A 25,508-nucleotide genomic window follows, 5' to 3' on the forward strand; every position below is an offset into this window, starting at 1 on the left:
CCCGCGGAGCCACCACACCACCCGGCTCACCAGGCACACCCTGACCCGGCACCGGCTGACCCGGCACACCAGATTGGCCAGGCACCGGCTGACCAGGCACACCAGACTGACCAGGCGCCGGTTGACCAGGCACAGACGGCGAACCCGAAACACCCGGCGAACCCGGGACCCCGGCGTCGCCGCCACCATTCGGCTGACCGGATCCCGGCTGCCCCGGTCCAGGAGACTGCCCCGGTCCAGGGGCGGGACCGCCAGGCGAACCCGGCACCCCACCCGCCCGCGGCCGCTGCTGATCCGGCCGGTTGGACCACGGCGTCATCGGTACCGGCGGCGCCTCGGCATCCTCGCCGGTTTCTATCTGTGGCTCTACCTCTGTTGGCGGCATCGCTTACTCATCACATCCCGCTGCCGAGTACTCGTTTCACCCGCACATCGTTCGTGCTCGGGATGGTCAGTTCGATGAATTCACCGGTCGCCGCATCTGTGGTGACGAGCCGCGTGTCACTGACCGCGATGCCGACCTGGGTCGGCGCGTTGTTTCGGAAATTCCAGAACACCAGATCGCCCGCCGAGACCGCGACGGGATCCACTCGCTGACCGCACGCGGCCTGTGCCGCAATGGTGTTCGGCAACACGACTACCGACGCTTCGCCGAGCTGTCCACATGCCCGCCGCGCCGGACCGCTCGGCCGGCCCGCGCCGTCCACAGCCGACGGCTGCGCCACCGCCTCGGTAGTCGTGCATCGACCCGTCGTCTGCGCGGCCGACGCCTGGTAGATCACAGATCTGGTGAACTCCGTCGCGCCTGCTCGGCTACCGGAGTCGTTCCCGGCTCCACTCGCCGCCAGCCGTGCCAGAGCGAGCTCACGCGCACACTCCACACCGATGCCCCCGTTGACGTACAGCAAGGCAGGATCCTGGCGCGGCGCGTACTTCATCGCCGTCGCGCAGGCACGATCCCACTCGGAGGCGTTGGTATCGTCCGGCGCGATGGTCAGCTCCGCGTACGGATTCGTGGTGGGAGTGGAGGTCACTCCACCCGCTGGTGCGCTCTTCGCGGTCGGCCGCGCCGCCGTGGTCGCGCGGCTGGGGGTCACCGTCTGCGAGGGGTCAGGCCCCACCGCACTGTCGCACTGATAGTGCAGGTCGGAGGCGATCGCCGACGTCGCACCGCCGATGACCACCAGCAAAACCATCATCAACACGAGCACGACGCCCACGCCCCCCATCACCACCCATACCCAGATCGGCATAAGTACGAGCGTCAGAAGACGACCGATCATCGTGTGCCTCTCTGTGATATCTGCCCCATTGTCTTGCCCCTATCGAGGGCTGATCAGCGACCGCGCGGGTTCCTGAGGGGATTGAGGATCCTGTCCGGAATGTCGGGCAGCGCATTTGCCGCGGGGTCCGGCTGCGGGAGCGAGACAGCACCGGTGATATTCCGGCCCGCCTGCCATTGGTCGGTCTGGGCCGCTTTGTCGATTTCGGAACGCAGTCTCCGAATCCGATCGAAGTCCTGTGGATTCTCGGCTACCCAGTTGGTGGCCGCCTGGATCCGCAGCGCATGCTCGTTGGCGATCCACTGCCTCAACCGGTCCGCATCGTTCTGGGAGATTTCACGGCCATTGATGTCCCGTAGCCGCGCGGCGGCAGGGTCCCTGATCGGCCCCGATGCATGGGCCTGCAATGCATCGATCCATTCCCTCGTCGGATTGTCGATGTAATCCCTGCCGAGCTGGGCCAGCTCTTCCGAAATCCGCACACCGCCCTGGTAGTCACCTCGATACCGATCGACGCTGGCCTCCAACCCGTGGAACCTGGCCATCATCATTCTCGGATTCGTATGGAAGTCCCGCTCGAAGTGCTTGTGCGCCGCGACGACCCGGCCGAGGTGCTTCGATGCGAGCGGCTCGTCATCCGCGTGCCGGATGATATCCGCGCGCGCGATAGTCGCCCGTTGCCCTCGACCCCAACCGATACCGGCCATCCGGAGGGCGTACTGCACGCTGCCCATCATGCCGGACATATGCGCGACATTCTCGGCGGCGTAGGCGGCAGACCTCTCGCTACCACGGCGGGACCCGGACCTGCCTATCCCCTCCCTCGCATATTCAGCGGCAGCCACACGGTCGTACGCAGCGCCGTGCGTGGCCGCCCTCAGGTCGCGTGTCCGCAGGCCCCTCGCCTTGTTCCTCTTGTCGATGTGGTCCACCCGCGAGAAGGGATTGAGCGGGTTGAGGCGGCCACCGGCCATCCACGCCGTGACCGGCGAGCTGTTGATGGTGCTGATCGCGCCGAGCATGGCGAGCGGGGTCAGCGAGTTGGCCGCACCCGAGTTGCCCATGCCCAAACCCATACCCAATGGGGCGCCGCCACCTCCGGCACCCTGCGCCGATCCGGGGTTCTGGATCGCCGCGCCGATGCGGTGGGTCACCCAGTCATTGGCCTCGTCGATATTCCTGCTCAGACGCCGCACCTGGACGATGGCGACGATCTCGACGCCCGCCCCGATCACGAACACCACCATGATCTGACCGTTCGCCGCTCGGAACAGGCTGCCCAGCAACAGCTCGTAGATGCCGAGGGCGATGACGAAAAAGGCCATTTTCCCGCCGGAGATGAAGCCGTGTACCACGCAACGCACGGTGAATGTCTGCGTCGGACCGTAGATGTAGCCACCGGCGGCGAACCCGAAGATCGACGCGAACCCGTAGTAGATGAGGTCGAGCGCCGCCCACATGATCTTGAAGGACAGGTACGCGGCGAAGGCCAGGAGAATGAGCGCGCACAGCAACAGCAGCAGTCCGGCGCCGATCTGACCGACGCTCGGATCCCCCATCGCGGCATACGCGGCGCTGTCGCCGCACGACTTCATCCCGTTCCGCACCCGGTCTTCGCTGCCCGCCGCCATGCCGGCGGACCACGCCGCCCGGCAAGAAGGGTTGTTGTCCACCACGTGCCCGGTATTCCAGACCTGCAACCCGAGCCGGATGATATTGGTCGCCATGGTCGCTTGCAGCGTGCCGACCAACTGGTCCGGATTTGGGTTGTTGTCCCCGTTCAGACCCGCCGCGACCGAAAGCCCGACGTTACGGCCTTGCACCAGAACACCATGGTCGGACAACGCCTCGGCAAGCGGGTTGGTCAGGAAGAACACGCCCGCGATCGCGAAGGCGATCATCGTCACTACCTGTAGAACGGCCTTCGCGTAAAAGGCGCGAACGATGAAGTAGCCGACGAAGAACGCACCGATCGCCAGCGCCGTCGACGCCAGCAGCGGCGTCGCGATCTGCGCCGTCAGGTTGCGGGCCATCGCTTGCAACGGCGCGCTGATCAGATTCAGCCACTGGAAGTCCAGCGCCTTGCCGGGCAGCCAGACCCCGGTGATCGTCAAGAGCTGCCATACCGCGAACAGTGGCATGAGGAGGATCCACAGCGCGAAATTCCCGATGTTCAGCACTCCGCCGCGATCGACGACCAGCATGTAGCTCGACACATTGACTCCATAGGAGTCTTTGACATTCATCCAGCTGGTCGCACTGTTGGGTGCGGACCCCGTGGTGACCGTGCCCGTCTGCGCGATGGATACCGCGTGGACGAGACCCGGGAAGACGAACAGCACGAAGAGTGCGATGACGATCCACGTGGTCCGGCGGCGACGGCGGGAAGCATTGATCCAAGCCCGGAAACGCCGGAACACCATCTGCGGTCGCCAGCGGTCCGCGTCCCAGAACTGCGGTTCCCAAGGCATCCCGAAGGAAGTCTGGTCTGGGCGAATTCTGGAGGCGAGTGCAGATCTCATCAGCGTCCCAATCGCTCGGGCAGGGCCGAACGCGCACCGGTGACACTCGTCGGGGTGCTGGTGATCGCCGCGGCACGGTCCGGACGCGCCGGACCCAGCACCTTGCCGCGACCGATGCGGTTCAACGCGTCACGCATGAACATCTCACCACGACGCTCCTCGGGAATCTGACGACCGGGACCGACGGGTGGCGAGGTCTCTTCGCGGAGAATCTGCAAAAGAAACGGGGCTTCCTCCAGATCGACGCCCAGCCACTCCAAGCTGTTGCGCGCCAGCGTCTCGTCGCGCTGCCGGAAGACGAATCGGTTCGGGATCAAGTTGTGCGCCGCGCCCTGGAAGTCCGTGGCCGGGTCGTGCGAGGCGAGGCCGATCGCGGCCAAGTGCTTACGGCCGTCGCGGCTGAAGTCCGAGGTGACCGCCGAGCCGACCTGCGTCTGCGTGAAGTGGTGCGCCTCGTCGCCGACGAGCAGGCCGAACCTGCCGTTGTCGGAGAGGAACGCCTCCCGCGCCGCGACGCCGACCAATTCGTACAGCGCCGTGCCGAGCCGCTTCGTCAACGGCAGCCGGTTGTACAGGTGCGGGGTGGTGAGTTCCTCTGCGCTCGGCAGTTGCAGGTTGTGGCTGCGGACGACGGTCGCGGCGGCATCGAGGCGCAGCGGTGGCAGCTTGGGGTCGAACAGCACCGGCACCCGCTCCACCACGGTGCCCAGCCGCGCCGCGAGATCGGCGTACTCCTCGCCTCGCTCGGGATGCTCCCGTAACCGGCGCACGACATGGTACAGATCGAGCAGGCTCTTGATCTTGTGCTCGGCCATGCCTCTGGGTGACAGCAGATTGCTCGCCGCCGCGCCCGCGCCGGAAGTCGGCGACAGATCGAGCAGCGGAAGAATCGAGTCCAGCGCGCGTTCACCCGCGATCCGGGGGTTGAACAACCGCAGCGGGTCCAGCGAGACCGTGGGATTGGCCAGGTCGATGATGACCGCGTCGTCGATCGACCGCGCGAAGTGCTCCCATTCGCCGACCTGACTGCGGTCGATGGCGAGGAACTGCCCGCCCATGTCGTGTACGAGCACCGCCATCAGTTTCAGGAAATACGACTTGCCCGAACCGAGTTCGCCGGTCACCGCGAACGAGGCGGACAGGTCGTGCAGCGCGGCCTCCATGATGCCGAAGTGGATCGGCTCGAAATGTCCCGACAGCAGGTTGACCCCGATCACCGGCCCGCTGTCGTCACCGATCTGGCTGGTGGTGAACGGCACGAAACCGGCCCACATGTCCGAGGGGACGATATGGGCGAAGTCGTCGAACGCACGGCGTGGCGGGCTGCCGGGAATCAGCATCGACCACAGGTCGACCTGCGCGCCCACCGGAGCGGTCATGTCGACCTGGAACCGCTTGTAGCGCCGCTTGAGCGTGTTGACCGCGTCCATCGTGGCGTCCCGCGTCGGTCCGCCGATGGCGATGACGGTCGTGAACGAGACCTCCGATTCCCCGCCGTTGACCTCGAAGTGCTGGTTGTACTCGCCGAGCATGCGCGCTTTCGAGGCCAATGTGTTCTGTGCGAACGAGACCTCCTGGTCCCGCTGATCCATCTGCTCGCCGAGCCTGCGCAAACTGAGTTCGTTGTTCTTCAACACCTGTTCGGCGGGCTTGGTCGAGATCCGCATGCCCCAGTCGACGGTGACGTCGCCGAGACCCTCCAACACGTTGAGGAACTCGCTGCCGCCGGGAAAGGTCATGCCCGCGTAGGGGAAGGAGTGCGGCGTCAGCATCGCCTGGTAGGACGGGCGGTACTCGAAATCCGGCTGTACCACCTTGACCACAGGAACGAACGAGGGACGGATACGCCGGTTGCTGTCGGCCTGTGCCCCCTCGTCGAGCGCGGCGGAGCGGAACACCGCCGCCGTCGCGTCGTCCAGCGCGCCCGCACGGGTGGGTGCCACCGGATCCCCCGCGGCGCCGCGCGAGAGATAGTGCTCCCACAGCCATTGGAACAGTGCCGCGGGCACCGGAACCGGATCGAAGTCACCGCCGATCCTGGACAGGATCTCGTTCGCCTTTTCGTCGTATTCGTCCAGGTCGGCGCGGGCGATCGCGGTCGCATCGATCGTGGGGGTGCTGCCACGCCACAGGCGCGACAGCGCGGAGATGCTGGAGTTGCTCGCTCCGACCGGGATCGACAACAGGAAGATGCGGGTCTGCGGCATGATCGCGTGCACGCGTTCGTAGGAGGCCACCACCTCGTCGGCGTAGTCCTCGCACTCGTCCAGGTCGACACCCTCCACCATCTTGGTGAGCACGTCGATCGTGTTCAGCCGCGCCTGGATGCCCAGCAACAGCGATCCGCTCGGCAAATTGGTGACCAGCGCGTGATGCGCCATCTTCACGTCGTACTTGTCACCGGCCTTGCGCAGGCCGTAGCCGAGTGGATTGATGAAATAGGTCGCGGTGACCAGACCCGAATGGGTGAACTGGAGATTGCCGCGAATCGCCGCGGTGGGCTGTAGATCTCGTCCGAGTGCCATCAGGGACCTCCTCCGGAGGCCGTGCCGTTGCTGTCGCCGTTGCCGTTCAATCGCCGCCACAGGTCGGTGGCCTTACCGCCTCCACTCACCACCTCGAGCAGGCGGATGCCGGATTTCGGCACGGCGGCCACCGCCGCGTCGGAACGGTGAGGCAGCAAGAGGACCACGGTCTCTTCGATGAACATGGTGTGGCGCACCGAGTCACTGGTGATCGGCATGCCCGAGGCCGACACCGGCTTGCGGTAGACGATGAGCCTGCTGAGCCAGAAAGCGCGCGAAAGCATCCGCACGCCCGTGTACGGCACGAGCCCGAGCACGAAAACCGCCAGGATGGTGACTGCCAGACCCGTGATGAAGGTGACGGCCGGGTTCAGCGGCAACGTCATGGCCCCCACCGACGTCACCGACATCATCGCCACGGCGGCCGCGACCTGGGGCAGGGTGTAGGGGCCGAACGGAAGCTTCTGCCCGTTCTGCGCCTTGCCGATCATCGTGGGCACACGTTTGATCGGCGTGAACACCTTGATCACTTGGGTCATCGATAACCACCGATGGGGTGATCGGGAACGATGAGGTTCGCGTCCGTTCGCGCGTAGTTGATGGTCGTAGGCAGAATCCAGATCACCACCCCGGCCATCAATCCCGAGCCGAAGACGACGATGATCCGCGCAGGCGACAGCCTGGATTTCGCCGCCTCGGAAATCACCACACCGATCGTGACGATGGCGATGATGATCATTCCGCCCCATCGGACAAAGATCAGGATGCCATAGAGGATGTTGCTCAAGTTACCCATCGGGCTGCCTCTCGGATCAGTTCTGTGTCGCCGGCGGAATCGTCACCGACGTCGAGGGGGACGAGGTAGAAGTGGGCGGTGATCCGCCACGAGAGTCCTGACCGGCGACCACCGCCAGCGGACTGGCCAGGGCGGGAATCGGGTCTATGGACACCACCTGCCACTGGCCGGCGTTGCGCATCATGGTCAGCGGGTAGGCCAGAGTCGCGGTGGCGCCGGTGTCGGCTTTGGGGTTGACCGTGGCCAGCACCTGGGCCTTCGCACCGCTGGAGCCACAGCCCGAGTCATCGGTGGTGAGCGAGGTCAGCTCGACGGCAGTGAAGGGAGGAGGCTTCAGCGCGGCCAGCCCGGCATCCGGCGTGGTGTAACGGGCCACGTCACCGTTTCCGGCGAGCATGGCGCTCAGAAAGCCCGCGGCGACCTGTCCGAGCGGCGTATCCGGTGCGCACGGCGCGCCATAGGCCAGTTTGAGATCGACGCCCTTCGACGGAGCCTGGACCAGGGCGGGCGTCGACAGCGCACGGAGCCGCCCGTCGGACACCGACACCGCCACACGATAGAAATGCCGCTGATCCGAGGCGGTCGCGGCGCCGGCCTTCCCGACGCGGACCGACACCGTCACCGACCAGACCTCGAGCCCGCCGGCCGCGAGCGCACGCGAGACATAGACGACCGACGGGTCGGACACCTGGCGCGCGGACGAAGGCAACGAGATCTGCTGATTGGAGCCGACGTATTCGCCGATCCGATCCTGCTGTCCCGCAACGGCGGTCAGGTATGCGACGACGAACTGCTCCGCGTAAGAGCCCGCCAATTGCGCATGTCCGACGATTGCCGTCGTCGAATCATCCGACGGCGCAGGCGGACCGGAGTCGAAGACACTGAGGATCGCGTGGCCGCCGCCGAGTACGGCGAGCACGGCGAGCACCGCGACCACAATGTTGTCGCGACGGCGGCGAGCGGCCATCCGGCGAAGCAGTGCCTCACCTGAATCTGCCGGTCCCCGAACCACTGTCCTCACTCCCGAGATGGTAGAGAGCAAAGGCGTTCCCAACCGGCCGGTAGTTCCCACTCCTGGGAATCAATCGTCAGCAGGCCGGGCTGCTTTTCATTCGGCCCGCGAGCCAATGCCGCAATTGTTCGTCATAGCCGATCGGCGCGCTGCGCTGCCGCGGTTCCAGCACCTGCCGATGGGTTTCCAGCAACGGAACATCGTCGGCGACCCGGACCAACTGAGCGATCGCCAGCTGTCTGCTGGAGTACCCGGGATAGGGGTACAGGAGCAGCGAGGTGGGTGTGTAACCGCCACCGTAGTTGAGTACTCGCAGCGTCACACCGCAACTGTCACCCGACCGCAGCCGGTCGCCGAGTTCCGCCAGCTTGGGACGGTCCTCCGGATGGAAGACGTCGACGGGCCGGAAGAGATAGTCCCACCGCACCCACGGCGCGGGGTCGGTGAGCCAGTGCGAGATGCTGGTGTGCTCGAGTTGGATCACCGCCAGATGCGTACCCGCCCGGCGGTGCGCCTCACGCAATCCGATGCGCTCCAGAGTGGGCCACGCCGCGGGCGCGTTCTCCGAGGTCACGTCCTCGATCAGCCACCACGCGCCGCGCGTGCGCTCGTCGTCGCGCGCCCGGATGGTGATCCGCCACTGGGCCGGGCGTCCGAATCCGTGCACCACGGTGGTGTCGAATTGCATTCGCTCACCGGGCTTGGGGTCGTAGAGCAGGTCGAGCACCTCGGCGTGCCGATCGAAACTCGAGACCCGGTGGAACAGTTCCGCTATCGACATCCTCGGGACGTACTGTTCGGCGGTGCTGCCGGACAGCCGCGTGATGCCGCTGGGTTGCTGGATCGTCTGACTGCTCAGGTCCCAGATGGCGCCTACCGCGGGGCGCGGCACGGCCACGCGCTCCGAGGCAGGGCCGAGCCACAGTCGCACCGCGTGCACGTCGCCGGCCGGGCCGAAGATCGGACGGATGAGTAGCTGGTGCCGTCCCGCGCGCGTCTGAATGGCCAGGTCGACATCCCGCGCCTGGTCGTGCGCGGTATGGATCGCCTCCGTCAGGCCCGCCGTCGTCAGCTTGTCGTACAACGCAGGCGTTTTGGACAGCGTCCGCTGCAACACCCGCTGCCAGTTCGCGAACTCACGCGGTGCATCCCCCACCGAGGCCACGGACATGCCGTCCGGCGCCAACGTCTCGATCGTCACCCATGGAATCACTGCGCCACTTCGCTTCGCACTTGCCCGACCAGCCGTTCCTCCGGGTCCGCCTCAACCCGGATGAGACATCTTGTGACTCAGGCAATGTACCGTTATTTAGCGGCTCAATCAACTCGTGAGAGAACCGTCTGTTCTCATGAAGTCTCCGTCATGTTCATGGGAAACACGCAGGCGTGTTCATTTTGTTCACGTTAAGTTCGGTCGAGCCGCGCTCGTACCGGCGCGCAGCGCAACGGCACATCCGCTGCAAACCGGCGCACAAGATCAACAGCAGCCGTCATCCGAGGCACGTGGCATTCGCGTAGCTAATTTCGCACGCAGCCGGAATGCCGTCCAGCCCAAGGCTTATGCGGTTTCGCGATAGATCAGGCGTTCCTTCCGGCCAGCGCCAGCACACCAGCGCCCAGGATCGTCGCGGTGTCCCCGAGCTGCGAAGGAATCACGCGCAGTCCGGGTAGGAAGCTCAGCCTGGCATGCGTGGCGACGGCCTCGCCCAGCGGTTTCCACAACGCGGGGCCGGCTCCGGCGAGCGAGCCGCCGAGCACCACGAGGTCGATATCGAGCAATGCCGCCACCGAGGCGATCGCCCGGCCGAGCGCAGTGCCCGCCCGGCCGAGCGCCGCGGCCGGGATGTCCTCGCCCACGCGCGCGGCGTCCAGCAGCTCCCGCACCGATGTGCCCGCCCAGCCCTGCTCCCGGGCCCAGCGCACCACGGCCAAGCCGCCGGCGACCGCCTCCAGACATCCGCGCCCGCCACAGGAGCACCGATCGTCGAAGCCGGGAACCAGGACATGACCTACGTGCCCCGCGTTGCCGGTACGCCCCACCAAGCTGAAGCCGCCTACCACGACCCCGCCGGTGATGCGATCGGAGACGCCGATCGCCACACTGTCCATCACTTCGCTCGACGCGCCGAAACCTCGCTCCGCCAGCGCCATGCAGACGCCGTCCAGCGCGAGCGGAACCTGCGCTTCCGGGAACAGCTGCCGCGCGGCTCGGACGATGCCGAAACCCGCTCGCCATTCCGGAACGTCAGCGGGAGCGATCACCCCGGCCGCCATGTCGATCGGCCCGGCCGAAGCGATGCCGAGGGCGGTGACCTGGCCACCGCCCGCGACCTCGAGCAGTAGCTCCTGGCATCGGTCCCAGGCGCCCGTCGCCGGGATCGGGATCCTTCGGATGTCGTCGGTGCCGACATCGTCGGCGACCCTGGTCGCCGCGAAACCCGACGACCCGATCTCCAATGCCAGCACTGTCATGAGTTACACACCACCGAAGGTCTCGACGCGAAAAACTGCACGCAGCATAGTCACAGACCGTCGGTCCCGGTCGGCTTCAGGGGTTGCCCGAGCACGATGTGGCGACGGGGAGCGGGAAGCGTGGACACGGTGCGCAGTGGGCGAGGCCCATTGCGGATGATGCGCATGGGGCGCTTGTGGTCGATCGGGGCGGCACGGTGCCGGTCCAAGTTCTCGATGACGCCGCCGGAGTTGTCGTAGGCGACGCCGGCCCAGATCATCGCGCGGGGACCGTCGCCGCGTGCCGTGAGGGTCTGCGCCAACTGCTGGCACTGCGCGAGCAGCGGGCAACTCTGACAGGTGCGCACTGCCGCTCTCCAGGCGTCCGGATTGCCGGTGTCCATGTCCCAGTTGTCGGGGACATCGGCGCACGGGGGCCGCAGGTTCGACTTTGCCGGAATCGACGAGATCTTTGCTGACGCAATGGATCCCGTGTCCATCGGAAGGGTTCGCGTAATGCTCATAGCCATCTCCGGGGATGCCGAGCACACACCTCTGGCAGGTGCGTGGCCCATGAATCGGACGGTCATCAGGGCTGCTCAACAGTCCCCGGAACCCAGCCGCGATAAGCTGGTCTACGCACGGTAGCCCACTGTTGCCCAGCACACAACCTCTTGTGCCGCTATGTAACGGCTCGTTGACCTTGAAGCAACACCCAGCTACCGTCTTTAACGGCACGTTATGAAACGGAACGTTTTCCACGGAGGCCCGACTATGGTTTCCTTTTAAACATGGCTGCAGACTCTGAATTCACGATCGACGAACTGGCACGGGCAGCCGACACCACCGTGCGCAGCGTCCGCGTGTACCACGAGCGAGGTCTCCTGCCCTCGCCGGAGGTGCGCGGGCGGATCGGGTACTACGGGTCGGACCACCTCAACCGGCTGCAAACGATCAGCCGCCTGCTGGGGCGGGGCATGAAGCTGAACGGGATCCGGGAGTTGCTGGAAGCCTGGGACCGCGGCGACGGCCTCGCCGACGTGCTCGGGGTGAAGAACGCGAACGCAGCCGAAGCGGAGTCGGAAGCCACCACCGAACCTCAGGACAGCTACGCCGAACTGCCGGACTACGCGAAGCAGGCGCTGGCCTCCAGCGAGGACCCGCTCGAGGCCTACCGGGTCACCAACCCGCGGTGCTGCGATCTGGCGACTCGGCTCACCGACACCGGGCTCCCGATGCAGGAGACCTTCCAGTTGGTCGAGCGCCTGCGCACCGACTGCGATCGCATCGCCGACCGCTTCGCCACCGAGTTGTTCTACCGCCTGGCCGGGCAGACCTACGAGGAATCCGCGCGGACACCGAGGGACCGCACCAAGCTGGAGACCGACCTGGCGATCGCCCGGTTGATCGTCACCCGTGCCGCTTCCGAACTGATCGATCAGGCGTTCGCCCGGCACTCCGAGTTGCCGCCGTCCTCGGTGGCCTCCGGCCCCAAGGCGCAGGCCGAGCAGTAACAGCGCGGCCGCGAACTTCCGCTGCCGCCCACTGTTCCGGTATTTCCATCCGGCACTGTCGAATACTTACGTAGACAAACGCGCCCACATCTTTTGCCGGCTCGCCGGCAGCGGCGGTCCGAATGTCTCGTATCCCCGGTCTTGTTCATCGAAGACATTGGCGGGCGAATCGACGAAGTCACCTACGTATGACCTGTGCCGAAGAGTTGCCACAAGGTATCCGACAGCAGACCGTTCGGGCGGCAGTGGTGATGCGAAACTCCCCCGGCGAACCCCGGCAGCGACACGGCAGGGCACACCCCTTCGGCATACCTACGCATACCGAGCCGAACGAGCGAAGACGCCGAAGCGGACAAGAACCTGACGACGCGAACCCCCGCGAATCCCGCCCCCCGAACGATGGTCGGGGTGACAGGATTTGAACCTGCGACCCTCCGCTCCCAAAGCGGATGCGCTACCAAGCTGCGCTACACCCCGTGGCCCTCGCGGCGGCGGGGCGGCCGCCGACGAGGATGATTGCTCCGTGGAGCGGGTGACGGGAATCGAACCCGCACCATCAGCTTGGAAGGCTGAGGTTCTACCATTGAACTACACCCGCAGGCATACGACACCGATGGGATCGCCACGATGCCGTGTGCGATCCGACTGTACCGAACCCTGCTTCCGAAACGCCAATCAGCCCCCCGCGCAGCGAGATCTCGCAGGTTGCCCGCCGGAGCGCTCCGGGGTTGCCGCATCCAGTCTCGCACGGTTGTCCCGCCGGCGCCGGGCGGCGCGCTGACGGAAATTTTAGAGGTTCTTTTTCATTGAAACTCTGGCGTGTCGGATTCCGGTGGGCGAAACTCGAATGACACGTGACGACCCCGTCGGGGAAGCGTGGCCCACCGCCACCTGTCACGCCGGGAACGTCGCTCGAGGGAATTCGGATGAGGACCGCACGACTCGCCGTCACGGCCGACGCACTCGGCGTGTCGCAGAGCCGCGCCCACCGTCCCCGGAGCGAATGTTCGCGATCCGCCGCGAGCGCGAGGCCGTCCCGCGAACCCTCGGCTGATCGCGCGGCAACCTCGGCTCCGGGTGCGCCGCCTCGGCGGCCGGTGACCCGGCGCACCGCCCGGGACCACCCCGCGCAGCCGTCGGCACGCCTATGGCCACCCGCGGGCGGCGTACGCAGCGGCCCGCGCCGCGCCTGCGCGAAGACCACGAGCATGCGCCCACCGCCGCGCGACCGCTCAGAACCATCATCGGGAACACGACACGGAAGACGAGGACCTCGGGTGCGGGAACAGATTCTCGTGAAGCCGGCGGCGCTGGTTCGGTCCGGACCACCCGCCTGGCAGGCGCACCGCTGTCCGCACACCTCTTACAGCGTGTCGCCAGCGCGTCGCGGCGCGATTTTGCAGCGAACAAAGATCGGGTGTAACACCAACGCGTCGGGAACGATCACATACCCGATCGCCATTCGCGAGGTATCGAGAACACGTTGCAAATCGCCGCTTTTCGATGCCGAGTGGCTTGCTAGGATCCTTTTTGCCGGACGGGGGTATCTGGAAAGGGGGCGGTGAGCGTGCGCCGAACCAGGTGGACACAACCGCGTAGCAGTGGGAACGATCAGGGTGACGCCGGCACCTGTGTCAGTACAGGGCACCTGGGTACCGACGTCGTCCACAGCGGGTGAGTCCGATGTCGACCGACATCGAGCCCCCGGTAGCCGCCATGGCCCGAGCATGGGCCCGGGCGGTCTGCGCCGAGCCCGGTTGCGGCACGGTGCCCCAACAGCTGGAACCGGCGCTGGTGGAGATCGTCGAGCGCCTGCTCACGCTCGCCAGGTCCGAGCCCTTCCCGGTGCCCGAAGCACGGATGCTCGGAGCCAGGCTCGCCGAGGCGCCGTTCGACCGGATCCGGATGCTGGCCCAGGCCACGCGCTGGCTGCTCGGTTTCCCCTCCGGCGCGCCCGGTTCCCTGGTGGCCACACGCTGGCCCTTCATCGCCAGCCAGGCCATCGACAGTTACGCACAGGCGCTGCAGGAGCGGGCGCTGGCGCAGCAGGAGCAGAACCTGTCGGCCAAGGTGTCGTTGCGGGTGCAGGAGATCGCCGCGTTGCAGCACCGGCTGCGCCACGAAGCCACCCACGACGCGCTCACCGACCTGGCCAACCGGACGCTGCTGCAGGACAAGGTGCGCATCATGGCCACCGACCCGACCCGCGGCGTCGGACTGCTGTTGATCGACCTGGACCGCTTCAAGCAGATCAACGACGGATACGGACACGCCATCGGCGACGAGGTGCTGGTCGAGCTGGCGGGCAGGCTGCGCGATGCCTGTCCCCCGGACACGGTGATCTGCCGCTACGGCGGCGACGAGTTCGTGCTGGCGACCAATCCGCACCGCAACACCCTGGGCGACCTCGCACACCGGATCGTGGCCGCACTGCGGGACCCGGTCTGGTCGTCGGCTGGGCCCGTTCCGGTCTCGGCCAGCGTCGGCACGGCCTACAACCCGCCGGGTAGCCCGTTCGACTTCACCGATCTGCTCCGCCGCGCCGATCGCGCCATGTACTCGGCGAAGACGGCGGGCGGACGCCGCTTCGCCATCGCGGACGAGCCCGATATCGACACCGCCGTCGCGGGCTGACGGTCCCCGTCCGGTCAGCTGGGCTGGCAGGTGGGGCACCAGAAGAGATTTCGCGCCTGCATCACCTGATGGGCGATCGGCGTGCCGCACAGCCGGCACGGCGCGCCCACGCGGCGGTAGACATAGGTGCGCGGACGATCGGGAGCATACGAGGGCTCGCCGTGATCGTGCTCGGGTCGCACCACGACCATCTTGCCGACGCGCACCCCCACTCGCATCAGCGCTACCAGATCGGTCCACATCTCGGACCATTCGCCGACCGACAGATCCGTGCCGGGACGATGCGGCGAAATGTGATGCCGGAACAGCAGTTCGGCGCGATAGACGTTGCCGACCCCGGCGAGCACCTGCTGATCCATCAGCAGGGCGCCGATCGGTCTGCGCGAACGACGGATGCGCCGCCATGCGCGATCCGGATCGGCGCCGCGCCGCAGCGGGTCCGGGCCGAGCCGGTCGGTGAGCGCGGCGACCTCGGGCGGGAGCAGGATCTCGCACGCGGTCGGCCCGCGCAGGTCGGTGCCGAATCCCGGCTGCCCGTCCGGCCCGCCGAACAGGCGCATCCGCACCTGACCCACCGGCTCCCCCATCGGCAGCCCGGATTCGGTGAACGCTCCGTAGAGACCGAGGTGCACGTGCACGACCAGCCCGGAGTCGTAGTGGTGCAGCAGGTGTTTGCCCCACGCCTCGGACCTGGTCAGCACCCGGCCGTCCACCCGGGCCGCGCCCTCGGCGAATTTGCCCTGCGGGCTGGATACGCGCACCACACCGCCCGCGAGGCGACGCTGATGCAGCCGCGCGAGGCGGTGCAGCGTATGTCCTTCCGGCACAGCCGGTTACAACCGCGATGCGCTCAGTACGCGGGAACCGCCGGGGCGACTCCGGTCTTCTCGTACTCGGCCAGGATGTCGATGCGCCGCTGGTGGCGCTCCTCGTCCGACCACGGGGTGGTCACGAACGCGTCCACGATGGCCAGCGCCTCCTCCGTCGAGTGCATCCGGCCGCCGATACCGATCAGCTGCGCGTTGTTGTGCTGGCGGGCCAGCTTCGCGGTCTCCACGCTCCAGGCCAGCGCGCAGCGAGCGCCGGGCACCTTGTTCGCGGCGATCTGCTCGCCGTTGCCGCTGCCGCCGAAGACCAGGCCGAGGCTGCCCGGGTCGGCGACGGTGCGGCGGGCCGCTTCGATGCAGAAGGCGGGGTAGTCGTCGAGCGCGTCGTATTCGAGCGCGCCGCAGTCGACGACCTCGTGACCCGCCTGCTCCAGATGGGCCTTGACGTGATTCTTCAGTTCGAAACCGGCATGATCGGCACCCAGGTAAACGCGCATGGCAGGCATTGTGTCAGGCCGCCGCGGCGCGAACGCCAAGAGGGCGTACCCCACGATCAACACCGCGGCAGCCCTGCGCGAATCGACTGATACGCCAGTTGTGTTCGCGGCCACAGGGCCCGGCGACACGGCGGAGGCGCCGACCCCGTTCCCGGCAACTGAATAGAGTTCATCCCATGCAGCCGTTCGAACCCCAGCCGCCCGATCAGGCGGGCCGACAGGCCGACCCGTACGCCCCGCAGGGCGGGTGGGTCCCGGTGCAGGATTCGCCCGCCGCGCCCTCCGGCCAGCCGTACACCTCGGGCTCGTATCCGGCCGCACCCCCGGCTCCGTATCCCGCGCCCTACGGCTCCTACCCCGGCGTTCCTGTCCCGCCCCCGGCGCCGCCGCAGCGCCGGCCCCGGGGTCTGTCGCCGTTCGGGATGCCCGCTCGGCACAGCTGGGAGATCCCGATGCTCGTCCTCGTGGTGGTGCTGACGGTGTTCGCCTACCTGATCGCGCTGCTGCTGCTGGCGACCGGCAACTTCGACCAGTACGTCCTGGCGTTCGCAGCCGCCCCGCTGCTGCTGTGGTTCGGTCGCGGCATCAACTACGCGAGCCAGCGGGTGAACGGCGTGAAGATGTCACCCACCCAGTTCCCCGAGGGCTACCAGCTGGTGGCGGAGGCCGCCGCTCGCTTCGGCATGGCGAAGGTGCCGGACGCGTACGTCGTGCTCGGCAACGGCCAGATCAACGCCTTCGCCAGCGGACATGGCTTCCGGCGCTACGTGGTGGTCTACAGCGACCTGTTCGAGATCGGCGGCGCCGCACGCGAACCCGACGCGCTGGCATTCATCATCGGCCACGAGGTCGGCCACATCGCGGCCGGGCACACGTCGTACTGGCGGCAGCTGGGCATGTTCCTCGTGCCGTTCCTGCCGATCATCGGCAGCAGCCTGATCCGCGCGCAGGAGTACACCGCCGACAACCACGGTTTCTGTCACCGGCATACCGGGGCGCCCGGCGCCATGGGCACCCTGGCCGCGGGTAAGTACATGAACAGGCTGGTCGGCTTCGACGAGATGGCCGACCGGGCGCCGTCGGAGAAGGGCTTCTTCGTCTGGATGGTGAACGCCCTGTCCAGCCACCCGGTGCTCACCTGGCGGATGTGGGCGCTGCGCGATCGCAGCAGGCACGGGAAGCTGTTCATGCGCCCCGAGCGGCCCAAGGGCGCCGGTGCGCCGATGGGCGGCTATCCGAGTTCCTACGGTCAGGTACCGGCGAGCCCGCCGAAATCCGTGCTCTGACCGGGGCGGGTGCCGCGAAGCCACCCGCCCCCTGCACTCAGTCGAACGACGGCGGTTCGGTCCGCGTGCGCTTCAGCTCGTAGAAGTGCGGGTAGGAGGCCAGCGCCACGGCACCGTCCCAGACCTTGCCCGCCTCCTCGCCGCGTGGAATCCGGGACAGGACCGGACCGAAGAACGCGGTGCCGTTGATGTGGATGGTCGGGGTGCCGACATCCGGTCCCACCTTGTCCATGCCCTCATGGTGGCTCTTGCGCAGCGCCTCGTCGTAGTCGGTGCTCTCGGCGGCCGCGGCCAGCTCGGCGGGCAGACCCACCTCCGCCAGCGAATCGGCGATCACCGCGGCGAGCGACTCCTTGCGGCTCTCGCGTTCGTACTCGTCACGCCGATTGTGGATACGCGTGCCCATCGCGGTGTACAGCGGCGAGAGCACCTTGTCGCCGTGCTCCTGCGCCGCGGCGATCGCGACGCGGACCGGGCCCCAGCCCGTCTCGAGCAGTTCCTGGTACTGCGGGGACACGTCCTTGCCCTCGTTCAGCACCGACAGGCTCATCACGTGGAACTTGGCCTCGATGTCGCGCACCTGCTCGACCTCGAGGATCCAGCGGGACGTGATCCAGCACCAGGGGCACAACGGGTCGAACCAGAAATCGGCGACGTCCTTGGCAGCTTTGTCGGTCACGGGCGGCTTCCTCTCGATCGCATCGCGGACGGACGGCACGCACACGTCGCCGCCCTACCGAGCAACCACGGCGGCTCCCGATTCGTTCCCACCCGGCTCGCCGTTTTCCCGAGCCGCCCGTACGGCTGCCAGTAGGGTTGGTCGGCAGGAGCCTGGTTCCCTTCGGAGAAGGAGTCCGCTATGAGTTCTGACCAGCATTTCGTCATCGTCGGCGGCGGACTGGGCGCGGCCAAGATCGCGGAAGCGTTGCGGGCCAAGGATTTCGACGGAATCGTGACGCTGATCGGCGCCGAGGAGCACCTGCCCTACGAGCGGCCGCCGCTGTCGAAGGAGCATCTCGCGGGCAAGAAGGCGTTCCCCGAGTTCATCGTCGACCCCGCGCAGTGGTACCGCGACCACCACATCGATGTCCGGCTCGGCACCACCGTCACCGGGCTCGACCCCGCGGCCAAGACGGTCACCCTGCCCGACGGTTCCACACTGTCCTACGACAAGCTCGCGCTGGCCACCGGTTCCACGCCGCGAACTCTGCCCGTGCCGGGCGCCGACGCGCCCAACGTGTACACGCTGCGCACCATCGAGGATTCGGACACGTTGATCGAGCTGTTCCGCAGTGCGACGCGGCGGATCGTCATTGTCGGAGCGGGCTGGATCGGCCTGGAGGTCGCGGCGGCGGCCCGCGCCGCAGGCGTCGAGGTGACCATCGTCGAACGCGCCGACCTGCCGCTGCGGGCGGTACTCGGTCCGGAGATGGGCCAGGTGTTCGCCGACCTGCACCGGGCCAACGGTGTCGACTTCCGGTTCGAGGCACAGGTCGAGGCGATCACCACCGAGGAAGCCATCGCGACCGATGTGGCCAACGGCGTCCGGCTCGCCGACGGCAGCACGATCGAAGCCGACGCGGTGCTGATCGCCGTCGGCGCACGCCCGAACGTGGAACTGGCCGCCGATGCCGGGCTCGCGGTGGAGGACGGCGTGCTCGTCGACGAGCGCCTGGCCACCAGTGATCCCGACATCGTCGCGGTCGGCGACATCGCCGCGCAGCAGCACCCGGTCCTCGGCAGGCGGATCCGCGTAGAGCACTGGGCCAACGCGCTCAACCAACCCGCGGTCGCCGCCGCGACCATGCTCGGCAAGCAGGCCGCCTACGACCGGCTGCCCTACTTCTTCACCGATCAATACGACCTGGGCATGGAGTACACCGGGTTCGCCGCGCCGGAGGAGTACACCAAGGTCGTCGTGCGCGGCGACGCGGCGGCGCGCGAGTTCGTGGCGTTCTGGCTGGACTCCGCCGACCGCGTGCTCGCCGGGATGAACGTGAACGTCTGGGACGTGACCGACCGGATCAAGGAACTGATCCTGGCGGGCGAACCGGTCGACCCGGACCGGCTGGCCGACACGACGACAAATTTGTGACGTGGATCACCGAGAGGATGGGTCGAATCCGAACATTGGGCTCCGACCTCCTCGCGAGCGCCACCGAGGCGCTCCACACGGCCGAGCGCCGGAGGAGAGGAAACGAATCATGAAGTACATGCTGCTGAAGACCTACGGACCCACCGCCTACTGCGACACACCGATCAACGAATGGTCCCCGGAAGAGATCCGGGCACACATAGACTTCCAGCGCGCACTGGGTGCGCAGCTGGCCGAAGCGGGCGAGTTGGTGGACGCGCAGGGGTTGGCCGGTCCGGACGACGCGCGAATCGTCAGTTCGGACGGGCGGTCGGCGCCGGTGGTCACCGACGGGCCCTTCCCGGAGACCAAGGAGTTCTTGGCGGGGTACTGGATCGTCGACGTGGACAGCCCCGAACGGGCCTACGAGATCGCCGCGCAGGCCTCCGCCGCCCCCGGGCCGGGCGGTAAACCGATTGGCGAGTACATCGAAGTTCGCGCGGTGATGGGCGCCCCCGCCACCGAGCAATGAGCGACCGGCGTGCGGTGCCCGACGACACACCGCTCCCGGCGAGCACCGAGGACCTGCTGCGCGCACTGGCGCCGCAGGTCCTCGGAACGCTCGTCCGCCGGTTCGGCGACTTCGACACCGCCGAGGACGCGCTACAGGAAGCACTGCTGGCGGCCGCGACCCAGTGGCCGCGGGAGGGCCTGCCGGACAATCCACGGGCCTGGCTGATCCAGGTCGCGCAGCGCCGCATGGCCGACGCCGTGCGCGCGGAGGTGGCCCGGCGCCGCAGGGAGACCACGGCCTTCGACCGCGAGGTGACCGATGCCGTCCCCGTGGACACAGACGACACGCTGACCATGCTGTTCCTGTGCTGTCACCCGGCGCTGTCGCCTGCCGCCGCCATCGCCCTGACCTTGCGCGCGGTGGGCGGGCTCGGCACCGACCAGATCGCCCGCGCCTTCCTGCTGCCGGAAGCGACGATGGCGCAACGGATCACCCGGGCGAAGAAGAAGCTGGCCACGGTCGAGCGCCCGTTCGCCCAGCCGGGTGACGTGCGGTGGCGGGAGCGGCTCGGCGCTGTCCTGCACGTGTTGTACCTGATCTTCAGCGAAGGCCATACCAGCAGCTCGGGGCAGACGTTGCAGCGGACGGATCTGTCCGACGAGGCGATCCGGCTCACCAGGGCCGTGCACCGGCTGCTGCCCGAGGACACCGAGGTCGCCGGATTGCTCGCGCTGATGCTGCTCACCGATGCCCGTCGCGCGGCGCGCACCGGGACGCACGGCGAACTCATCCCGCTGGCCGAGCAGAACCGTTCGCTGTGGGATCGGGCGCTGATCACCGAAGGAACGACCCTGATCACCAGCACGCTGGCGCATGGTTTGCGCGGGCCCTATCAGATCCAGGCAGCCGTAGCGGTTCTGCATGCGCAGGCCGCGCGCGCGGAGGACACCGAGTGGCCCAAGATCCTGGCGCTGTACGACCGGCTCGAACAGCTCACGGACAATCCGATGGTGACACTCAACCGTGCGGTGGCCACGGCGATGGTGGCGGGGCCGCAAGCCGGTCTCGCGCTGGCCGGGACGCTCGACGCGCACCTGGCGACTACGCACCGGCTCGACGCCGTGCGCGGCCACCTGCACGAGATGGCAGGCGACCTCGACGCGGCCGTCGGTTGCTACACCAAGGCCGCTGCCCGCACGACGAGCGTGCCCGAGCGCGACTACCTCACGATTCGTGCGGCACGGCTGCGCCACGACGCTCGCGCGAATCTCGCCGGGTGAGCGAATTCCCGAGCGCTGCCCAATCGGGAAATCGAGCAGCCAGGCGGGAGAGCGAAACCCGGCGCACGGCGGTGGCTGTGGCATGCATCGGCAGCGGTCGCTGAGGCGACGCGCCGGGTGGTCGAAGGCGGGCGTGACGCGCGGCCGGGCAGACTACCCGGTGTGGCAGACAAACACAGTGCGGGAGTCCTGGTGTTCCGCCGGAGCTCGAACGGAGCCGTCGAGGTGTTGCTCGGGCACATGGGCGGCCCGTTCTGGGCGCGAAAAGACCTGGGCGCGTGGTCGATTCCGAAAGGCGAGTACGAGCCGGAGACCGAGGACGCCCGGCTCGCGGCGAGCCGCGAGTTCACCGAGGAGCTGGGACTGCCGGTTCCGGACGGCCCGTGGCTGCCGCTGGGCGAAGTGCGGTACGGCAGCGGCGCGAGCAAGAAGACCCTCACCGTCTGGGCCGTCGAGGGCGATCTCGATCCCGCCGCCGTCGTCCCGGGAACCTTTCAGCTGGAATGGCCGCCGCGCTCCGGCCGGCTCACGGAGTTCCCCGAGATCGATCGCGCCGAATGGTTCGACGCCGCCACCGCACGCGACAAGCTGGTCGCGGGCCAGCGGCCCTGCCTGGACCGGCTGGCCGAGCACCTGCCGCACTGACCGCTAGCGCGCCACGCCCGCCCAGGTCAGGCCGGTGATGAGTTCGTAGGCCTCCACGTACTTCTGCCGCGTCGCCGCGACCACGTCGGCGGGGATCTCCGGGCCGGGCGGCTCCTTGTCCCAGCCGGTGGAGGTGGACCAGTCGCGGACGAACTGCTTGTCGAACGAGCGCTGCGCCCGGCCCGGCTCCCACTCGTCGGCGGGCCAGAACCGCGAGGAATCCGACGTGAGCACTTCGTCGCCGAGGGTGAGGACATCGCCGTCCCAGCCGAATTCGACTTTGGTGTCGGCGACGATGACACCGCGTTCGGCGGCGTGTGCCGCGCCGCGGGTGTAGATGTGCAAGGTCAGCTCGCGCAGCCGCTCGGCGACCTCGCGCCCCTCCTGGTTCACCACGTCCGCGAAGGTGATCGCTTCGTCGTGTCCCTCGGAGGCTTTGGTGGTCGGTGTGAAGATCGGCTCGGGCAGCTTGTCGCCCTCGCGCAGCCCGGGCGGCAGCGCGACCCCGGAGACCGAGCCCGTGCGGCGGTACTCGACCAGCCCCGACCCGGTCAGATAGCCACGCGCGATGCACTCCACCTGCACCATCTTCAGCGGCTTGACCCGGATGCCGCGGCCGGCGAACTCGGCGGGCACGTCGGTGGCGGAGACCACGTGGTTGGGCACGTCGGTGAAGTACTCGAACCACCAGTTCGACAACTGCGTCAGCAGAGCGCCTTTGTCCGGGATCGGTGTCGGCAGCACCACGTCGTACACCGACACCCGATCGGACGCGACCAGCAGCAGCGTGTCGCCGTCCTCGTACAGGTCACGCACCTTTCCGGCGTGCACATGCTTCAACGTCGAGCCTCCGAATCCGTGGTGGTGAACCTGCGCTGCACCAGGCAGAATACCGCCGCCGCCGGAGCGAGGCCGTCACGCCGTCGGTCTCGGCCGCGGTACCGGCGTGTGAGGGGCGGGTGTCACTAGGGTTGGTCGGGAAAGTCCCGCGCGGCCTGCCACGCCGAGGTGGCATTGTGGGTGTCGCCCGTGCCAGTTCTTCGACCACGAAGGAGCCTTATGTCCGCACCCAACCTCACTCGCGACCAGGCGATCGAACGCGCCGCGACGGTGTCGGTCGAAAACTACCGCGTCGAGCTGGATCTCACCGACGGGGCGGGCAAACCGGGCGAGCAGACCTTCTTCTCCCGCAGCACCGTGACCTTCACCGCGACGCCCGGTGCGAGCACGTTCATCGACATCGTGGCGCGCGGCGTGCGCTCGGCCGTGCTCAACGGCGCGGCCCTGGACGTCTCCGGCTACGACGAGTCGACCGGGATCACGCTGACCGACCTCGCCGAGCGCAACGAGCTGGTGGTGGAGGCCGACTGCGAGTACTCGCACACCGGCGAGGGCCTGCACCGCTTCATCGACCCCGCCGACGACGCGGTGTACCTGTACTCCCAGTTCGAGACCGCCGACGCCAAGCGGATGTTCGCCTGCTTCGACCAGCCGGACCTGAAAGCCACCTTCGACCTCGCCGTCACCGCGCCGGAAGACTGGCAGGTCATCTCCAACGCCGCCGTCGTGCAGACGCTCGCGGCCGAGCCGGGTAGGCACGTCTTCCGCACCACCCCGAAGATGAGCACCTACCTGGTCGCGCTCATCGCCGGTCCGTACGCCCAGTGGACCGACGTCTACACCGACGAGCACGGCAGCATCCCGCTGGGCATCTACTGCCGCGCCTCGCTGGCCGAGCACATGGACGCCGAGCGGCTGTTCACCGAGACCAAGCAGGGTTTCGGCTTCTACCACGAGAACTTCGGCGTCCCGTACGCGTTCGGCAAGTACGACCAGCTGTTCGTCCCCGAGTTCAACGCGGGCGCGATGGAGAACGCGGGCGCGGTGACCTTCCTCGAGGACTACGTCTTCCGCTCCAAGGTCACCCGCGCGTCCTACGAGCGCCGCGCCGAGACCGTGCTGCACGAGATGGCGCACATGTGGTTCGGCGACCTGGTCACCATGAAGTGGTGGGACGACCTCTGGCTGAACGAGTCGTTCGCCACCTTCGCCTCGGTGCTGTGCCAGTCCGAGGCCACCGAATACACCAACGCATGGACCACGTTCGCGAACGTCGAGAAGTCCTGGGCCTACCGGCAGGACCAGCTGCCCTCCACCCACCCCATCGCCGCGGACATCCCCGATCTCGCCGCCGTCGAGGTGAACTTCGACGGCATCACCTACGCCAAGGGCGCCAGCGTGCTGAAGCAGCTCGTCGCCTACGTCGGTCTGGAGCCGTTCCTGTCCGGTCTGCGCGCGTACTTCGCCGACCACGCCTACGGCAACGCCACCTTCGACGACCTGCTGTCGGCGCTGGAGAAGTCCTCCGGGCGCGACCTGTCCACCTGGGGCGCGCAGTGGCTCAAGACCACCGGACTGAACATCCTGCGCCCGGACTTCGAGGTGGACGCCGAGGGGCGGTTCAGCTCGTTCGCGGTCGTGCAGGAGGGCGCGCAGCCGGGTGCGGGCGAGCGGCGCGTGCACCGTCTCGCCATCGGCGTGTACGACGACCAGGACGGAAAGCTGGTGCGCACCGAACGCGTCGAGCTCGACCTCGACGCGTCCGAGCGCACCGAGGTGCCCGCGCTGGTCGGCGTGCCGCGCGGCAAGTTCGTGCTGGTCAACGACGACGACCTCACCTACTGCTCGATCCGTTTGGACGCCGATTCGCTGGACGTGCTGGTCAACCGCATCGCCGACATCGCGGAGCCGCTGCCGCGCACGCTGGCCTGGTCGGCGGCCTGGGAGATGACGCGCCAGGCCGAGTTCCGCGCCCGCGACTTCGTCGCTCTGGTCGAACGTGGCGTCGGCGCCGAGAGCGAGATCGGTGTGGTGCAGCGGCTTCTGATGCAGGCCAACACCGCGCTGAGCAGTTACGCCGATCCGGAGTGGGCCGCGACCACCGGCTGGCCGGAATACGCGAACCGGCTGCTGGAGCTGGCCCGCGAAGCGGAGCCGGGCTCGGACCACCAACTGGCCTTCGTCAACGCGCTGACCGGCGCGAAGCTGTCGGCCTGGCACACCGAGGTGCTGCGCGAACTGCTCGACGGTGATCCGGCGAAGGTCGGGCTGCCGGGCCTGGCGGTCGACACCGACCTGCGGTGGCGGCTGTTGTCCGCGCTCGCGGCGTCGGGCGAGATCGATGCCGACGGGCTGGACACGCCGGTCATCGATCAGGAGCTGTCCAACGACTCCACCGCCGCGGGCAAGCGCCAAGCGGCCGCGGCGGCGACGGCGCGTCCGATCGCCGAGGTGAAGGAGCAGGCGTGGGCGACGGTGATGGGCGACGACTCGGTGCCGAACATCACCGCCCGCTCGATCGTCGGCGGCTTCGCGCCCGCCGGACAGGGCGAGTTGCTCACGTCCTACGTGGAACGGTATTTCGCCGAGGTCCCCGGCGTCTGGGAACGTCGCTCCAGTGAGGTCGCTCAGACCGTGGTGGTCGGGCTCTACCCGCACTGGGCGATCAGCGAGGACGCGGTGGCCGTCGCCGACAAGTTCCTCGCGGGCGACCACCCTCCGGCGCTGCGCCGCCTGGTCAGCGAGGGCAAAGCGGGCATCGAACGCTCGCTGCGCGCCCGCGCCTTCGACGCCCAGCCGTAGACGAGA

General features: G+C 67.8%; 21 protein-coding genes and 2 tRNA genes. 8 read left to right on the forward strand and 15 right to left on the reverse strand.

Annotated elements, in window-relative coordinates; genetic code table 11:
* Positions 1–395: 395 nt before the first annotated feature.
* From IU450_RS28750 to IU450_RS28790, 9 genes are all read right to left on the reverse strand, one after another.
* On the reverse strand, positions 396–1,253 hold the full coding sequence (locus tag IU450_RS28750) for a hypothetical protein (RefSeq protein ID WP_195152882.1): 858 nt from the start codon (positions 1,251–1,253) through the stop codon (positions 396–398).
* Positions 1,254–1,336: 83 nt separating this feature from the next.
* Positions 1,337–3,805, reverse strand: coding sequence for a hypothetical protein (locus tag IU450_RS28755; RefSeq protein ID WP_195152883.1), 2,469 nt, complete (start codon positions 3,803–3,805; stop codon positions 1,337–1,339).
* Positions 3,805–6,330 (reverse strand): ATP-binding protein, encoded by a 2,526-nt coding sequence (locus IU450_RS28760; protein WP_195152884.1) that lies wholly within the window; start codon positions 6,328–6,330, stop codon positions 3,805–3,807. The genes IU450_RS28755 and IU450_RS28760 overlap by 1 nt, the downstream gene beginning before the upstream one ends.
* A complete protein-coding gene (locus tag IU450_RS28765; RefSeq protein ID WP_195152885.1) occupies positions 6,330–6,869 on the reverse strand; it encodes a hypothetical protein in 540 nt (179 codons plus the stop codon). The genes IU450_RS28760 and IU450_RS28765 overlap by 1 nt, the downstream gene beginning before the upstream one ends.
* The gene (locus IU450_RS28770) at positions 6,866–7,126 is read right to left on the reverse strand and encodes a hypothetical protein (protein WP_039796594.1); all 261 of its coding nucleotides are present in this window, start codon (positions 7,124–7,126) and stop codon (positions 6,866–6,868) included. Before IU450_RS28770 ends, IU450_RS28765 begins: the two co-directional genes overlap by 4 nt.
* 16 nt (positions 7,127–7,142) lie before the next feature.
* Positions 7,143–8,147: a conjugal transfer protein gene (locus IU450_RS28775; RefSeq protein ID WP_324197866.1), complete on the reverse strand. Its 1,005-nt coding sequence runs from the start codon at positions 8,145–8,147 to the stop codon at positions 7,143–7,145.
* Between the two features lie 67 nt (positions 8,148–8,214).
* Entirely contained in the window at positions 8,215–9,339 is a 1,125-nt protein-coding gene (locus tag IU450_RS28780) for a GAF domain-containing protein (protein ID WP_195152886.1), read from the reverse strand.
* Between the two features lie 377 nt (positions 9,340–9,716).
* Positions 9,717–10,610: an ROK family protein gene (locus IU450_RS28785; RefSeq protein ID WP_195152887.1), complete on the reverse strand. Its 894-nt coding sequence runs from the start codon at positions 10,608–10,610 to the stop codon at positions 9,717–9,719.
* 50 nt (positions 10,611–10,660) lie between these two features.
* The gene (locus IU450_RS28790; protein WP_195152888.1) at positions 10,661–11,113 is read right to left on the reverse strand and encodes a hypothetical protein; all 453 of its coding nucleotides are present in this window, start codon (positions 11,111–11,113) and stop codon (positions 10,661–10,663) included.
* Between the two features lie 267 nt (positions 11,114–11,380).
* Here IU450_RS28790 and IU450_RS28795 point away from each other — a divergent pair, with 267 nt between their 5' ends.
* The gene (locus IU450_RS28795; RefSeq protein ID WP_051168626.1) at positions 11,381–12,103 is read left to right on the forward strand and encodes a MerR family transcriptional regulator; all 723 of its coding nucleotides are present in this window, start codon (positions 11,381–11,383) and stop codon (positions 12,101–12,103) included.
* A 400-nt stretch (positions 12,104–12,503) separates the two neighbouring features.
* Here the strand turns inward: IU450_RS28795 and IU450_RS28800 are convergent.
* Together IU450_RS28800 and IU450_RS28805 are read right to left on the reverse strand one after the other, a co-directional pair.
* A tRNA-Pro gene (locus IU450_RS28800) sits at positions 12,504–12,580 on the reverse strand.
* Between the two features lie 47 nt (positions 12,581–12,627).
* A tRNA-Gly gene (locus IU450_RS28805) sits at positions 12,628–12,701 on the reverse strand.
* 1,085 nt (positions 12,702–13,786) lie between these two features.
* Here IU450_RS28805 and IU450_RS28810 point away from each other — a divergent pair.
* On the forward strand, positions 13,787–14,737 hold the full coding sequence (locus tag IU450_RS28810; RefSeq protein WP_195152889.1) for a GGDEF domain-containing protein: 951 nt from the start codon (positions 13,787–13,789) through the stop codon (positions 14,735–14,737).
* A 14-nt stretch (positions 14,738–14,751) separates the two neighbouring features.
* Here the strand turns inward: IU450_RS28810 and IU450_RS28815 are convergent, their stop codons facing one another.
* Positions 14,752–15,564, reverse strand: coding sequence for an Fpg/Nei family DNA glycosylase (locus IU450_RS28815; protein ID WP_195152890.1), 813 nt, complete (start codon positions 15,562–15,564; stop codon positions 14,752–14,754).
* A 23-nt stretch (positions 15,565–15,587) separates the two neighbouring features.
* Entirely contained in the window at positions 15,588–16,061 is a 474-nt protein-coding gene (locus IU450_RS28820) for a ribose-5-phosphate isomerase (RefSeq protein ID WP_195103991.1), read from the reverse strand.
* Positions 16,062–16,237: 176 nt separating this feature from the next.
* Between IU450_RS28820 and IU450_RS28825 the strand changes: the two genes are divergently transcribed.
* On the forward strand, positions 16,238–17,347 hold the full coding sequence (locus IU450_RS28825; RefSeq protein ID WP_228835282.1) for a M48 family metallopeptidase: 1,110 nt from the start codon (positions 16,238–16,240) through the stop codon (positions 17,345–17,347).
* Between the two features lie 37 nt (positions 17,348–17,384).
* Here the strand turns inward: IU450_RS28825 and IU450_RS28830 are convergent, their stop codons facing one another.
* Positions 17,385–18,026 (reverse strand): DsbA family protein, encoded by a 642-nt coding sequence (locus tag IU450_RS28830; protein WP_195152891.1) that lies wholly within the window; start codon positions 18,024–18,026, stop codon positions 17,385–17,387.
* Between the two features lie 180 nt (positions 18,027–18,206).
* Here IU450_RS28830 and IU450_RS28835 point away from each other — a divergent pair, with 180 nt between their 5' ends.
* From IU450_RS28835 to IU450_RS28850, 4 genes are all read left to right on the forward strand, one after another.
* A complete protein-coding gene (locus IU450_RS28835; protein ID WP_195152892.1) occupies positions 18,207–19,442 on the forward strand; it encodes an NAD(P)/FAD-dependent oxidoreductase in 1,236 nt (411 codons plus the stop codon).
* Between the two features lie 109 nt (positions 19,443–19,551).
* Positions 19,552–19,953 (forward strand): YciI family protein, encoded by a 402-nt coding sequence (locus tag IU450_RS28840; protein WP_195152893.1) that lies wholly within the window; start codon positions 19,552–19,554, stop codon positions 19,951–19,953.
* Positions 19,950–21,215 carry an RNA polymerase sigma factor gene (locus IU450_RS28845; protein WP_195152894.1) on the forward strand — a complete coding sequence of 422 codons (1,266 nt, stop codon included), beginning with the start codon at positions 19,950–19,952 and terminating at the stop codon, positions 21,213–21,215. Before IU450_RS28840 ends, IU450_RS28845 begins: the two co-directional genes overlap by 4 nt.
* Before the next feature lie 162 nt (positions 21,216–21,377).
* Positions 21,378–21,860, forward strand: coding sequence for an NUDIX domain-containing protein (locus IU450_RS28850; protein ID WP_195152895.1), 483 nt, complete (start codon positions 21,378–21,380; stop codon positions 21,858–21,860).
* Positions 21,861–21,863: 3 nt separating this feature from the next.
* Here IU450_RS28850 and IU450_RS28855 read toward each other — a convergent pair whose 3' ends face one another.
* Positions 21,864–22,700: a phosphoribosylaminoimidazolesuccinocarboxamide synthase gene (locus IU450_RS28855; protein WP_195152896.1), complete on the reverse strand. Its 837-nt coding sequence runs from the start codon at positions 22,698–22,700 to the stop codon at positions 21,864–21,866.
* Between the two features lie 219 nt (positions 22,701–22,919).
* On the opposite strand from IU450_RS28855, the gene pepN reads away from it, so the two are divergent.
* Complete coding sequence (pepN, locus tag IU450_RS28860; RefSeq protein ID WP_195152897.1) at positions 22,920–25,502, forward strand: aminopeptidase N; 2,583 nt, start codon at positions 22,920–22,922, stop codon at positions 25,500–25,502.
* Positions 25,503–25,508 lie beyond the last annotated feature (6 nt).

Source organism: Nocardia abscessus (assembly GCF_015477775.1).
In the GTDB taxonomy this organism is placed as follows: domain Bacteria; phylum Actinomycetota; class Actinomycetes; order Mycobacteriales; family Mycobacteriaceae; genus Nocardia; species Nocardia abscessus_A.